The sequence below is a fragment of the Pseudomonas sp. Arb-4-2C genome (assembly GCF_055755015.1).
Window position 1 is genome coordinate 3563264 of the sequence record NZ_CM146899.1, and the last position, 14061, is coordinate 3577324.

Below are 14061 nucleotides of genomic sequence, written 5' to 3' on the forward strand. Positions count from 1 at the left end.
CACAACCTTGTGTGGCGAATCCATTCAACTGTGGCGAGGGCGCTTGCCCCCGTTCGACTGCACAGCAGTCGCGAAGGCATTTTGGGGTTGTTTCAAAACCCAACGGGGGCAAGCGCCTTCGCCACGCTTTTGCCTTGCCAGACCGCCCATCCACGTCTTGCCGGAGCATGCCATGTCTTTCCTCCTTACCCATCCACTGTCCTGGAGCGCCGCCTTGCTCCTGCTCGATGCCCTGCTCTGGCACCTCGCGCCGTTCAAACATCGCGCACCGAGAGTCGGCATGCGGCTGGTGCTGTTTCTTGGTTTCAGTGCACTGATCATCAATGCCGGCATCAGCCCGTTGGTGGCGCCGGTGTTTGCCGATGACCGCGTCGCGCAACTTGGCGCGACCGCGCTGGGGATTGTCTGGTGGCTGTACGCCGCGCGCGTATTGACTGAAGTGATCGGCCTGGCACTGATGCGGCGTATCGGCCACAGCGGTCGGCTGTTGCAGGACGTGATTGGCGCGCTGGTGTTTCTGGCAGCGATCGTCGCGGCCGCCGGTTATGTGCTGGAGCTGCCGGTCAAGGGTTTGCTGGCGACTTCCGGGGTGGTGGCGATCGTCGTCGGCCTGGCACTGCAAAGCACCCTGAGCGACGTGTTCTCCGGAATCGTGCTCAACACCACCAAGCCGTATCAGGTGGACGATTTCGTAGTGATCGACGGCGTCGAGGGCAAGGTACTCGACATCGACTGGCGCGCCACGCACCTGCTGACCAGCACCGGCACTCTGGCCGTGGTGCCGAACTCGGTGGCGGCCAAGGCGAAGATCGTCAATCTCAGTCGTCCGACCAACCTGCACGGCGTCTCGATCAGCATCAAGGTGCCGAATCATATCCGCCCACGGCGGGTGCTCGACGCCCTCGACCGCACACTGCAAGGCAGCAGCAGCCTGCTGTTGAACCCGCCGCCCAAAGCCGTGTTGAAAGAGGCCGGTGAAGAGACGTCGGAGTACGTCGCCAGCGGCTTCATCAGTGAACTGGGCAAGAAAGCCGAGGTGCGTAATCAACTGTTCGACCTCGCCCACCGTCATCTCGAAGCCGCGGGTATTTCCCGACACCCCGATGGCGTGATCGAGCCTTCGACCCGCGCCCGGGCGCTGCTCGATGAAGTGAAAGTCTTCCGCTCGTTGAGTCATGAGGAACGCGATCGCCTTGCTGAATCGATGGTCGCGCAACAGTACGCCGCCGGTCAGGTGGTGCTGGGTCTGGATGAGGTTCCCGAGAGTCTGTTTGTGATCGCCACTGGCGTGGTCAGCGCGACCGTGCCCGATGGCAATGGCCAGACCGAAGCCGGGCGCATGGGGCCGAGCGAGGTCATGGGCGAACAGAGCATCCTCGCCGACACGCCGTCGCAGGCCACGTTCACGGCGTTGACGTCGAGCATCATCTATCGCCTCGATAAAGCCCTGACCCGCCAATGCATGGAGCAACGCAGCGCAGTCGGCCAGGCGCTGAACAAACTGCAGGCCGTGCGGCAGCAGAACAGCCGCCTCGCGTTGATGGCGAAACCGGCGCCAATGCGCAAGGGTGGGTTTCTCGGTTGGCTGCAGAAGCGCTGACAGCAAAAAATCGCAGCCATGCGGTCTCCAGGGAGCTGCCGCAGGCTGCGATCTTTTGATTTTCTTACTTGGCAGTGAACTTGGTGTAGCTGTTGATCAGGTTGCGATAGTTCGGCAGGCGTTCCGACAGCAGGTGCGCCAGGCCTTCCATGTCGTTGCGCCAGTCGCCCTGCAGCTCGCACGCCACCGAGAACCAGTTCAACAGTTGTGCACCGGCGGCCGACATCCGCGCCCACGCGGCTTGTTGCACGGTGGTGTTGAAGGTGCCGGACGAGTCGGTGACCACGAACACGTCATAGCCTTCGGCGATGGCCGACAGGGTCGGGAACGCCACGCAGACGTCCGTCACCACACCGGCGATGATCAGTTGCTTGCGGCCGGTGGCCTTGATCGCCTTGACGAAGTCTTCGTTGTCCCAGGCATTGATCTGGCCTGGGCGCTGAATGAACGGCGCATCCGGAAACTGCTCACGCAGCTCAGGCACGATCGGGCCGTTGGGACCGGCGTCGAAGCTGGTGGTGAGGATGGTCGGCAGTTTGAAGAACTTGGCGATGTCGCCCAGCGCCAGCACGTTGTTCTTGAATTCGTTGGGCGTGAAATCCTGCACCAGCGAGATCAGACCGGTCTGGTGATCGACCAGCAACACGACCGCATCATCTTTGTTCAGACGCTTGTAGGGAACGCTCATGGGAAACTCCTTGGGATGGATGTTGCAGGAAGCGCCGTACCAGTTGGCCGGCGCTTTTTTTGTATTCGTCAGAAGGCGAAACAGGAACAGCCGAAGGCGCCCCAGAACCCGGCAAAGTCGCTGACCGGTGCGTTCGACAGGCGCGCTTTTTCGTGGCTGTGCGAGTGCACCGCGCAGGCCCCGACACACTGGTGCACCTGCGCCTGCAACGGCGAATTCGGCCGCCAGTGGCCCGGGACCTTGACCACCGGCGACCAGTCCGGCAGCACTGGAATCGAGCGTGGGCCGAGGTCTTCGAAATCGCCGGCGGCGTAGACGATCTTGCCGCCGACCACGGTCAGCACCGACTCGATCCACTTGATCGCTTCTTCCTCGACGTGGAAGAAATCCGCGCTCAGCGCCGCCAGATCCGCCAGTTGCCCGACCTTGATCTGGCCCTTCTTGCCCTGCTCGGAGGAGAACCACGCACTGCCGTGAGTGAACAGTTCCAGCGCGGTGGTGCGCGGCAGACCTTCTTCGTACAACGCCAGGCCACCGACGGTACGGCCGCTGACCATCCAGTACATCGACGTCCACGGGTTATAGCTGGAAACCCGCGTGGCGTCGGTGCCGGCGCCCACTGGCACACCTTCGGCGAGCATGCGTTTGATCGGCGGCGTGGCCTCAGCGGCCTGCTTGCCGTAACGATCGACAAAGTACTCACCCTGGAACGCCATGCGGTCCTGAATCGCGATACCACCGCCCAGCGCCCTCACCCGCTCGATGTTCTGCGGGGTGATGGTTTCGGCGTGGTCGAAGAACCACGGCAGACCGTTGAACGGAATGTCACGGTTGACCTTCTCGAACACGTCGAGCATGCGGCTGATCGACTCGTTGTACGTGGCGTGCAAACGGAACGGCCAGCGCTGCTCGACCAAGTGGCGCACCACCGGCTCCAGCTCCTGTTCCATGGTCTGCGGCAGGTCCGGGCGCGGTTCGAGGAAGTCTTCGAAGTCGGCGGCGGAGAACACCAGCATCTCGCCGGCGCCGTTGTGCCGCAGGTAATCGTCGCCCTGGTGCAGGGTGACGCTGCCGGTCCAGTTCTGGAAATCGCTGAGTTCTTCTTTCGGTTTCTGGGTGAACAGGTTGTAGGCGATGCGCACGGTCAACTGGTCGTCCTTGGCCAGTTGCTCGATCACTTGATAGTCGTCCGGATAGTTCTGGAAACCACCGCCGGCATCGATCGCACTGGTCAGGCCGAGGCGATTGAGTTCACGCATGAACTGACGGGTCGAGTTGACCTGATATTCCAGCGGCAGTTTCGGCCCCTTGGCCAGTGTCGAATACAGAATCATCGCGTTCGGCCGCGCCACCAGCATCCCGGTCGGGTTGCCATTGGTATCCCGGACGATCTCGCCACCCGGCGGGTTTGGTGTGTCGCGGGTGTAACCGGCAACCCGCAGTGCGGCACGGTTGAGCAGCGCGCGGTCATACAGGTGCAGGACGAACACCGGCGTATCCGGCGCGGCCTGGTTGAGTTCTTCGAGGGTCGGCATGCGTTTTTCGGCGAACTGGAATTCGTTCCAGCCACCGACCACGCGCACCCACTGCGGGGTTGGCGTGCGGTCGGCCTGTTCCTTGAGCATGCGCAGCGCATCGGCCAGCGACGGCACGCCTTCCCAGCGCAGCTCGAGGTTGTAGTTCAGGCCGCCACGGATCAGGTGCAAGTGCGAGTCATTGAGGCCGGGGATCACGCAGCGGCCGTGCAGGTCGATCACTTGCGTGGCCGAACCGCGCAGGGCCATGGCCTGGGTGTCGTTACCGACGACGACAAAGCGCCCGTCCTTGATCGCCACGGCACTGGCCAGCGGTTTGCTGCGGTCGACGGTATGAAATTGACCATTGAACAGAATCAGATCGGCGTTCATCGCAGTTCCTTCCGAGTAAATGAATGGGGTTCAGCGTGACGGCTGTTTGGCCGGTTCGATGTGGGCATGGGCCTGACCGGCTTCCAGCCACGGCGCAAACAACCGGGTCACGCGGGGCATGAACACGTACACCACCGACAGGACGATGGTCAGGGTGATCAGAAACGTGGCAACCACGTAGTTGGAAAGCAGCGGATGCAGCTTTAGCAGCGGCGCCCAGATCAGTGGCACCAGCAAGGTATGCGGCAGAATCACCAGCAGCGTGATTACCGCTTGTTTCCAGCGCGGCGGTGGCCGGGCGGCATCGGCCAACGGGGCAAACCAGAATTCATTGATCGGCGCGACTTCGGTCTGATCACCGTCGGCAAGCATCGGCGTCGCTTCATCGACCAGCGCCTGACGCTGTGGCGACTCCAGCCACAGCTGCATGGCCGCGGTGGAGCAAAAACGCAGTACACACGTGTAGGTGTCGAGGCCGCCAAGCTTGCCGCGCACCACGTCCACCCCGAGGTGGCCTTCGCGTTGCCCGGCGACCCGCACGATGTTGCGCAGCCATGCCTCATAGGGTTGTTCAAATCCGGCCTTGACCCGGTGCTTGACGATCAGGGTGACGGTCTCATCAGACCCCGGTGCTTGTGGACTCAGGGCTTCAGGCATAACGCAGCACTCCGGACAGGCGAACATTGAGCGCCAGCCGTCCCGGCCCGGCGATGAACACAGTGGTGAACAGGATCAACAGCAACCAGCCGAACTGCCCCTCGGCCACACTCCATTGCGGATGCACGACCAGCAGCGCCACCAGCAGCACAAAGAGAATAGGCAAGCAGGCCAATCGCGCCAGCACCCCGCCGACGATCAGTAGCGGACACAGGACTTCGGCAAAAATCGCCAGACACAAGGTCAGATGGGCACCGAGGTGGAACGGGTCTTCGATCTGCTGCAATTGCGCGTTGAAGTTCAACAGCTTGGGCAAACCGTGAACCCACAGCAGAAACAGTCCGCCGCTGACCCGCAGAAACAGCAAGCCGACGTCGTGCGCCTGTTCATCCCGTTGCAAAGCGTTCATGACCTCACCCTTTATTTCTTATCGGGGTCAATCATGCTCGGTGCGGGCGGGGGGAAATTGGATGGATGTGCTCTCTTTCAGACGCGCCGGATTCCTGTGGGAGCGGGCTTGCTCCGGGTGGTGATCCGACGATGGCGTCGGGTCAACCCGCATGATTGTTGAATGACACATCGCTTTCGCGAGCAAGCCTCCCACAAGGGGATTGTGGTGTTTTCACACGGGTGGGATGTCCAGCGGCGCCGCCATGAACTGACTGATCCGCGAACGCAGCCAGCGCTCCGCCGGATCGTTGTCATGCACCCCGCTCCAGGCCATCGACAGCTGCGCCGCATCGATCGGGAACGGCGGATCTTCGGCGCGCAATGTGCAACCTTCGACCAACGCACAAGCGGCGTAATCCGGCACGGTGGCGATCATTTCAGTGCCAGCGAGCAAGGCGCGCAAGCCACTGAACTGCGGCACACCGAGCACCACGCGCCGCCGGCGACCGAGCTTGGCCAGGTCCAGGTCGATGTTGCCGCTCAAGTCACCGGAAAACGACACCATCGCATGCGGGCGCTCGCAGTATTCATCGAGGGTCAGCGGCCCCGGGCGGTCATCGCCGCGCAGCACCTTGCAGGGGATGTCGCGCAGTTTCTTGCGCTTGGCGTTGGCCGGCAGATCGGTGGTGTAGCTCACACCGACGGAGATTTCCCCGGACGCCAGCAGCGCCGGCATCAGCAGGTAGTTGGCGCGCCGCACCACGACGACGATCCCCGGCGCCTCTTGCTGAAGCTTGCGCAGCAGCGGTGGAAACAGGCCGAACTCGGCGTCGTCCGACAGGCCAATGCGGAACACGTCGCAACTGCTCGCCGGATCGAATTCCTTGGCCCGGCTGACCGCGCCGGAAATCACGTCCATCGCCGGTTGCAGCTCTTGCAGAATCGCCAGCGCTCGGGCGGTCGGCTCCATGCCACGGCCGTTGCGCAGCAGCAACGGGTCGTCGAACAAATCGCGCAAACGGCCCAGCGCGGCACTCACCGCCGGTTGGCCCATGAACAGTTTTTCGGCGACGCGGGTCAGGTTCTTTTCGAACATCAGCGCTTCGAAAATCACCAGCAGGTTCATGTCGACGCGGCGTAGATCGTTACGGTTCATGGGCTCCAATTCCTTCGATGACCAGGCGCAAGTGCTGTGCACTTTACGCGATCATCGCGGGTTTGCGCCCGGGTCAGGTCTGCGAATTAACAACGATTAACTCGTCAGTCTGCGCGGCCTGTCTTAACAATGAAGGCCTCTGCGCAGCGTTGTTTTTTGCCCTGAGGGAACGCACCCGGCGGGTGTCCCCTCCCACGACACGGACTTTGGCCATGGCTCATCTACAGCAATCCGTTGCCCTCGCCCCTGCCTGCGAACCCCGCAAGCCGCCCCTCGGCGGCCTCAGCCCGCAACGCGAGCGGCAGGTCAAACAACTGATCCTCGAACGCCTCGGAGAAAGCCTGGAAGTGGCCGAGCTGGCACGTGCCTGCTCGCTGTCGCGCAGCCATTTCTCCCGGGCGTTCAAGGCCAGCACAGGCCTGGCACCGCAGGACTGGATCCGCGAGCAGCGCCTCGCCCGCGCCAAGCTGCTGATCCGCCACACCGGCCTGAGCCTGACGCAAATCAGCCTGGAATGCGGCTTCTGCGATCAAGCGCACTTCTGTCACATGTTCACCCGCAGCGAAGGGATCAACCCGTTCGCCTGGCGCTGCCAGGTCATGCGCGAAGGCAAAGACCCCCGAACACGGCCCATGAGCTTTTGAGCATTACCCGAGAGCCTGCCGTTGCACTGATGGCCAAACCTGAGGAATATGCTGCGATACCTTGCACCAGACGGGCTGCGTCTTCACGCAGCGCGCCCGTGCCGGGATCGCCGCATCACCGCAGGAGTGTGCTGTTGAGTCTTTCCCCGAACCAGGCCATCGGCTTCGGCCCTTATCGGATCTACACCGGGCAGCGACTGGTCATGGAAGGCGACCAGCCGCTGCGTCTGGGCCGGCGTGCCATGGATATTCTGTTGATGCTGCTGGCACATGCCGGTGAAGTGGTGAGCAAACAGCAGTTGCTCGCCGGCGTGTGGCCGGACAGCGTCGTCGAAGACATCAATTTGCGGGTACACATGGCTGCCCTGCGCAAAGCATTGGGCGACGGTCAGGCCGGCCAGCGCTTTATCGTCACCGTGGCCCAGCGCGGTTACAGTTTCGTTGCGCCGCTGACGGTACAGTCCAGCGAACAACGCCTGCGCGAAGCGGCTCCGGGGCGGCACAATCTGCCGTTGCGCCACACCCGGATGATCGGCCGCCAGGCGCTGGTCGACAGCCTGATGCAGCAACTGCCGCTGCAACGTTGCATCACCCTGGTCGGCCCCGGCGGGATCGGCAAGACCACGGTCGCCCTGCGTGTCGCCGAACAACTGATCGGACGCTACCGCGACGGCATCCGCCTGCTGGATCTGGCGCCGCTCAACGACCCGGCGCTGATCGCCTCGCAACTGGCGACCCTGCTCAATCTGTCAGTGCACGACGGCGAGCCGCTGGCAGCAGTGCTCAGCGCTTTGCGCGAGCGGCAGATGCTGCTGGTGATCGACAACTGCGAGCACCTGATCGATGCCGTGGCGCTGCTCGCCGAAAGCATCCTGCGCGGCGCACCGCACGTGCACATTCTGGCCACCAGCCGTGAAAGCCTGCGCGCTGAAGGCGAGTTCGTGCAGCGTCTGGATTCACTCGACTGCCCGCCGGCGACAAGCGGTCTCGATCGCGAACAGGCGATGGCGTTTGCCGCGCTGCAACTGTTCGTCGAACGGGCCATGGTCGCCCACGAACACTTTGAATTGAGCGACGCCGAGTTGCCGCTGGCCATTGAAATCTGCCGGCGCCTGGACGGTATTCCGCTGGCCCTGGAACTGGCGGCAGCGCAGGTCGAAAGCCTCGGCCTGAGCGGTTTGCTGCAGCAGTGGCAGGATCATCTGCATCCACTGGCGGCAGGCAACCACCAGCGCCATGCACGGCACCAGACGTTGCATGCCACGCTGGACTGGAGTTTCAACCTGCTCACCCCCTGCGAGCAGACCTGCCTGCGCCGCCTCGGGGCATTTCGCGGCAGCTTCAGCCTGGCGTCGGCCGCAGCGGTGATCGTCGGGCAGCACATCGAGCCCACCCAGGTACTCGCGGCGATCACGCAACTGGTGGCCAAATCACTGCTCAATGTGGATGTCGGCGATGAACAAGTGTTCTATCGCCTGCTCGACACCACGCGCCATTACGCGCTGGCAAAACTTGAACACAGCGGTGAACGCGAAACCCTGCGCGAACGCCACGCCGAGCGCTATCTGACGTTGATGGAACAGGCGCAAGCCGACTGGGAGCACACGCCAACCACGCAATGGATCGAGCGCTATGCCCGAGCGTTGGAGGATCTGCGCGCCGCCCTCGACTGGAGTTTGCAGGGTGCTGGCTCGCGTTCACTCGGAATCCGTCTGACGGCAACGTCGGCCGCGTTGTGGCAGGAGCTGTCATTACTCAAGGAGTATGGCGCGCATGTACGCCAGGCGCTGACCTTGCTCGCAGCTGCCGAACAACCTTGCCCACGTCTGGAAATCGCCCTGCAACTGGCGCTCGGCAGCGCCTGCTACCACACCTGGGGCGGTTCGCCGGAGACCATCGCAGCGTTCACTCAAGCCAACGCGCTGGCGCAACAGCACCGCGACGTCGCCGGGCAATTGCGCGCGATATCCGGACACCTGGCGGTCAACCTCAGTTGCGGCCATTACCAGGCAGCACTGCAGCAAAGCGCACATTTCGACAGCCTCGGTGACCACGACGATCCTCTGCTGTCGTTGAGTACTCACCGCCTGCGTGTCCTGGCCCTGCACTTTGCCGGCGACCAACCGCAAGCCCGGATCAGCGCCGAGCAAGTGATCCAGCGCATGGCCCACAGCGGCTATCGCAACCGGTTCACCCACGGCTTCGGCGTGCAGTACGACCAGAGCGTGGCGTCGCTGACCATTCTCGCCCGGGTGCTATGGCTGCAAGGGTTTCCCGAACAGGCGTGGCGCACCGCGCGACAGGCGCTGGACATCGCCGTGCAGATCAACCACGGCACCTCGATCTGTTACACCCTGGCCTTGGCCAGTTGCCTGATCGCGCACTACAACGGCGATCCAAAGACCGCACGAGCGCTGTTGCAACTGCTGCTGGAGCAGGCGCAGAAGCATTCGGTGCTGCTGTTCTACAGCTGGGGGCGGCACTATGCGCAGGTTATCGATGAGCGTCTGGCCCAGCCCGACGCCCCTGCGCAAAGCGGCCTGATCAAGGAGCTGATGGTCACACTCGATGCTCGCTACATCGATGCCGCCTTGCTGGAGCGCGCACGCAGTGGCGCGGCGGGCTGGAGCACGGCGGAGGTGTTGCGGGCCGAAGCCGAGCGGTTATTGGCTGATGAGTCGGGTTGTCCGCAGGGAGGCCTTCGCGAGCAGGCTCGCTCCCACAAGAGCCCGCCAGCTTGCGAAAGCGATCACCCAGGCACCGCCTGCACCGTCAACCAGGCAGAAGAACTTCTGCAAGACGCCCTCGCCATCGCCCGGTCCCAGGGCGCCCTGGCCTGGGAACTGCGCAGTGCAACGTCCCTGGCACAGCTGTGGCAGCGCCAATCACGTGACCGCGAAGCACTGGACTTGCTGACCCCGATCTACCAACGCTTCAGCGAAGGTTACGCCACCCCGGACCTGCGTAATGTGCGCTTACTGCTCGACACGCTGCGCGCCCGGTTGCACGACTGAGCCGGATCGACTCTGTCCGTGGTACCGGGCATGGCGGTGCACGATGTCGCTCAGTTCAGCACTGGTTTCGAGCTGCTCACGCACATAACAGCGAATGGTGTTAAGCATCCGGTAGCGCACCGGGTCTGCGCCCCGCTCCACCGTCAGCCATGACTTGGCGGCCAGACGCTCGATCATCGCCCTCAGGTGCGCACCGTCAATCACCTGCAGCGCCGCCGCCTCGGTAAAAGTCGCTTTGAACACCGACAGGCGCTGCAATACCCGTTGCTCGCTGGCCTTCAGGTCCTGATAGCTCCAGTCCAGCGCGGCGCTCATCGACTGGAGCCGCGCTACCGCGGTGCGTCGACCATGACTGAGCAGGCGCAGACCGTTATCCAGTTGTGTCTGCAGCCCCACCAGCGCCAGTGAATCGATCTGCGCCGCCGCCAGTTCGATGGCCAGCGGCAAACCGTCGAGCCGACGACAGATGTCACACACGGTGGGCAGATCCTGCTCGCGCAGGCGGAAATCATGCTGACGGGCGCGAGCGCGGCTGACCAGCAATTGCACCGCCGAATAGCCCATGAGTTCTTCAACACTGTCCACTGCCAACGCTTTGGGAAAACTCAATGGCGCAACCGGTTGCAGGGTCTCGAGATGGGCGTGCAACGGTTCGCGACTGGTGACCAGCAGCGCCAGCCGGGGCGCAGCCAGTTGCAATCGCTCGACCAGCGCCCGGCCCGGTTCGCGACGACGATCAGCATTGTCCAGCACCAGCAAGGCATGACGTGACACTAACGCCTCGAACGAGGTGTCGAGGGTGTGCAGCAGGTGGTCGAGCAACGATGGAGCGTCATTGGCAAGGGACAGATCGACGTACCAGACGCCATCGCGATAATGCTGTAGCAGCAACTCGGCCACGCGCAGCGCCACCGTGGATTTGCCGATCCCGGCCGGGCCTGTCAGCGTCATCAACCGGCACAGCGGCATTTGTCGCACCAGGCTGCCGACCAGCGAATCGCGGCCGATGACCGGAGTCAAGCGAGCGGGTAAATTATGCTGCGGGGCTTGCAGGGTTTCGAACACCACTTGCGCAACGCTTTGAGCGTGCACCGGGGCAATGAAGCAGTAGCCGCATTGCGGCACGTTGACGATGTAGCGCTGACCGTTCTCGCCATCACCCAACGCCCGACGCAACGCGGCGATGTGCACCCGCAGGTTGATCTCCTCGACCACGCTGTCTGGCCACACCCAGGCGATCAACTGCTCTTTGCGCACCACCCGACCGGCGCGTTCGACCAGCATCTGCAGAATGTCCAGGGCGCGACCGCCCATGCGCAACTGCCGGTCACCGTCGAGGACCAGCCGTTGGCGCAGATGAAACGCGTAGGGCCCAAAATACAGGACCGATGCAGCGGGCAAATCTTCGTGGCTGTGCATGCCGTTTTCCAGTGCCAGCGGTCGTGAGCATCATGCCTCCGGCCTCCGGCGCCTCTCCCTTCCAAGCGTTGCAGTTATCTTGGCAGGCGCAGGTGACGGCACAACCTCCGTGCGGGGCGCAGCACGGACATCCGGATGCACCGGACGGACACAACCGCTCTAGCTGAACTGTTTGCGGTATTGCGCCGGGGTCAGGCCGAGCTTTTCAGCGAACAGCAGACGCATGTGGCGCACGCTGCCGAAACCGCTTTTATAAGCCACGGTCTTCAAGGGCAGCTCGGTGGTTTCCAGAAGATTACGCGCGCAATCGATACGGGCGTTCTGTAAAAACGCCATCGGCGTCATGTCCACATCCCGCGCGAACACTCGCGCAAAGTGCCGGGTGCTCATGTTCGCCAGACCGGCCATGCGCTCGACCGTAAACGCCTCGTCGAGGTGTTCCAGCACGTGGTTCTGCACGCGGGTAATGGCGGTTTCCTGCGGGGCCACCGCCGCCATCAACGGGCTGAACTGCGCTTGCCCGCCCTGACGCTTCATCACCACCAGCAGAACCTTGGCCACGTCCTGGGCGACTTTTTTCCCGTGATCCTGCGCGACCACCGCCAATGCCAGATCGATACCGGCGGTCACGCCTCCCGAGGTGATCAGATTGCGGTCTTCGGTGTAGATCTGATCAGTCTCCACCTGCGCCTTGGGGAAAGCCTTGATCAGCCGTTCGGTGTAGTTCCAGTGGGTGGTCACGCGATAGCCATCGAGCAGACCGGCATGGCCCAGCACAAAGGCCCCGGTGCAGATCGAACCATAGCGGCCAGCCTGCCCCGCCGCCCGTTGCAGCCAGGCAAGCAATGGTGGGTGCCTTTCGCTGTAGGCCCCCGGGCCACCCGGTACCAGCAGCAAGTCACAGGCCGGGATCGGGTCGTCGATATGGCGGTCGGTTTGTACTTGCACGCCATTGGAGGCGCGGAGCATCCCGCGCTCGGTGCCCAGGGTGATCAACTGGTAATGATCGTCGGCCTTCAAGTAGCGGTTGGCGACCGAAAACACCTCCATGGGACCGGCCATGTCGAGCAGTAAAAATTCGGGAAACAGCACCATTGCCACGGTTTTCATGGGTGAACATCGCTGAAATCAAGGAAAAGTAGCCAGAGCTCGCATTATGGCCAAGTGCGTGGCGAGCAGCGAAAAGAATGCGTGATCGAGTACGCAAAACTGTCAACCTGAAAGGGACAGTATTTCAATTTCCATCTACTTATTGCACAGGGCGATTAACAGTAACCTTCTCCTCACTCGGACGAATCAACGTCCCGCCAGGAGATTTCATCATGCTGACTCTGCGCAAAGCTTCCGACCGCGGCCTCGCCAATCATGGCTGGCTGAAGTCCTTCCACACCTTTTCCTTCGCCAGCTACCGCGACCCGCGTGAGCAGGGTTTTTCCGACCTGCTGGTGATCAACGACGACAGCGTGGCGGCCGGCAAGGGTTTCGGCCAGCACCCGCACCGCGACATGGAGATCTTTTCCTACGTGCTGGAAGGCGCGCTGGAACACAAGGACACCCTCGGCACCGGCTCGGTGATTCGCCCCGGTGACGTGCAACTGATGAGTGCCGGCAGCGGCGTGGCCCACAGCGAGTTCAACCATTCGGCCACCCGGCCTGTGCACTTTCTGCAAATCTGGATCGTGCCGGAAGTGGCTGGGGCCAAACCGCGCTACCAGCAGGAGCACTTCAGCGCGCAGAAGAAACGCGGTCGCCTGCAACTGATCATCTCGCCAGACGGCGCTGATGGCTCACTGAAAGTACGTCAGGACGCACGGGTCTTCGCCGGCCTGTTCGACGGCAAGGAAAGCGCGACACTGGAACTGCCGGCCAACCGTTATGCCTACGTGCATGTGGCGCGTGGCAGCGTTGAACTCAACGGCGTGCAGTTGCAGGAGGGCGACGGCGTGCGGGTGCGTGAAGAACAGGCCCTGACCTTGGGCAATGGCGTGGATGCCGAGGTGCTGGTGTTTGATCTGCGGCCGCAGGAGTTGCCGCAAATGCCATGAGGCAGGGGGTTGTCGCCTGCAAAAACGGCCTTCGTTTGAAGGCCGTTTTTTATTGTGGCGGTAAAGGCGTTGGCAGCATCGACGGTTTTGGTGCGTGAACGTCCTTGCCTGCTTGAACTGCGGCGAGGGTGGTTTGTATGGCGACATACATGTTGGCTTGATTGGCGTAATAGGCCCCGACGACGATGGCGACTATTCCCAGTAACTGGACGGCCGTTGCTGCCCAGACGTTGGCTTTGACGGTCGCCCCTTGCCTTGCTGCGTCCTGCGCGCCGTCGGCAATCCTGCGCATTTCTTGCGTAATCAGGTCGTAGCGTTTGTCTCGCTCTACCTGAACAGATAAAAACCCGTCGATTTTCATTGATACCGCGTCCAGTCGAGCATCCATTCGTGTCTCGATGGTCTCGATCCTGGCATTGAATTCTTCGCGACTGATGGCGCCCATGACTTGCGTTCCCTGGCCTTTACTCGTTGTGTCACTGCTTTGAACGTGACTGAATTCCCTGGCTTCCAATTCGACACCTTTATCGGGCTACCGATA

12 protein-coding genes are annotated in these 14061 nt (G+C 62.5%); 4 read left to right on the forward strand and 8 right to left on the reverse strand.

Features of this window, described 5'->3' with window-relative positions; translation table 11 throughout:
- The first annotated feature begins 172 nt into the window (after positions 1-172).
- Positions 173-1600, forward strand: a complete 1428-nt coding sequence (locus AC0J41_RS15885) for a mechanosensitive ion channel family protein (protein ID WP_473012993.1) — start codon at positions 173-175, stop codon at positions 1598-1600.
- A 64-nt stretch (positions 1601-1664) separates the two neighbouring features.
- Here AC0J41_RS15885 and ycaC read toward each other — a convergent pair whose 3' ends face one another.
- From ycaC to AC0J41_RS15910, 5 genes are all read right to left on the reverse strand, one after another.
- Entirely contained in the window at positions 1665-2288 is a 624-nt protein-coding gene (ycaC, locus tag AC0J41_RS15890; RefSeq protein WP_025111237.1) for an isochorismate family cysteine hydrolase YcaC, read from the reverse strand.
- A 68-nt stretch (positions 2289-2356) separates the two neighbouring features.
- Positions 2357-4195 (reverse strand): amidohydrolase, encoded by a 1839-nt coding sequence (locus AC0J41_RS15895; protein WP_473012994.1) that lies wholly within the window; start codon positions 4193-4195, stop codon positions 2357-2359.
- Positions 4196-4225: 30 nt separating this feature from the next.
- The gene (locus AC0J41_RS15900; protein ID WP_025111235.1) at positions 4226-4852 is read right to left on the reverse strand and encodes an antibiotic biosynthesis monooxygenase; all 627 of its coding nucleotides are present in this window, start codon (positions 4850-4852) and stop codon (positions 4226-4228) included.
- Entirely contained in the window at positions 4845-5261 is a 417-nt protein-coding gene (locus AC0J41_RS15905; protein WP_473012995.1) for a DoxX family protein, read from the reverse strand. The genes AC0J41_RS15900 and AC0J41_RS15905 overlap by 8 nt, the downstream gene beginning before the upstream one ends.
- A 213-nt stretch (positions 5262-5474) precedes the next feature.
- Positions 5475-6398 carry a LysR family transcriptional regulator gene (locus AC0J41_RS15910; RefSeq protein WP_473012996.1) on the reverse strand — a complete coding sequence of 308 codons (924 nt, stop codon included), beginning with the start codon at positions 6396-6398 and terminating at the stop codon, positions 5475-5477.
- A 212-nt stretch (positions 6399-6610) separates the two neighbouring features.
- Here AC0J41_RS15910 and AC0J41_RS15915 point away from each other — a divergent pair, with 212 nt between their 5' ends.
- Complete coding sequence (locus tag AC0J41_RS15915; protein WP_473012997.1) at positions 6611-7042, forward strand: helix-turn-helix domain-containing protein; 432 nt, start codon at positions 6611-6613, stop codon at positions 7040-7042.
- 134 nt (positions 7043-7176) lie between these two features.
- Positions 7177-10056, forward strand: a complete 2880-nt coding sequence (locus AC0J41_RS15920; protein WP_473012998.1) for an ATP-binding protein — start codon at positions 7177-7179, stop codon at positions 10054-10056.
- Here the strand turns inward: AC0J41_RS15920 and AC0J41_RS15925 are convergent.
- Positions 10018-11475 carry an ATP-binding protein gene (locus AC0J41_RS15925; RefSeq protein ID WP_473012999.1) on the reverse strand — a complete coding sequence of 486 codons (1458 nt, stop codon included), beginning with the start codon at positions 11473-11475 and terminating at the stop codon, positions 10018-10020. The two genes, AC0J41_RS15920 and AC0J41_RS15925, sit on opposite strands and share 39 nt — an antisense overlap.
- A gap of 159 nt (positions 11476-11634) precedes the next feature.
- The gene (locus AC0J41_RS15930) at positions 11635-12585 is read right to left on the reverse strand and encodes a GlxA family transcriptional regulator (RefSeq protein WP_025111229.1); all 951 of its coding nucleotides are present in this window, start codon (positions 12583-12585) and stop codon (positions 11635-11637) included.
- 212 nt (positions 12586-12797) lie between these two features.
- Between AC0J41_RS15930 and AC0J41_RS15935 the strand changes: the two genes are divergently transcribed.
- Positions 12798-13520, forward strand: coding sequence for a pirin family protein (locus AC0J41_RS15935; RefSeq protein ID WP_473013000.1), 723 nt, complete (start codon positions 12798-12800; stop codon positions 13518-13520).
- A gap of 49 nt (positions 13521-13569) precedes the next feature.
- Here AC0J41_RS15935 and AC0J41_RS15940 read toward each other — a convergent pair whose 3' ends face one another.
- Complete coding sequence (locus tag AC0J41_RS15940) at positions 13570-13965, reverse strand: hypothetical protein (protein WP_473013001.1); 396 nt, start codon at positions 13963-13965, stop codon at positions 13570-13572.
- Positions 13966-14061: the final 96 nt, after the last annotated feature.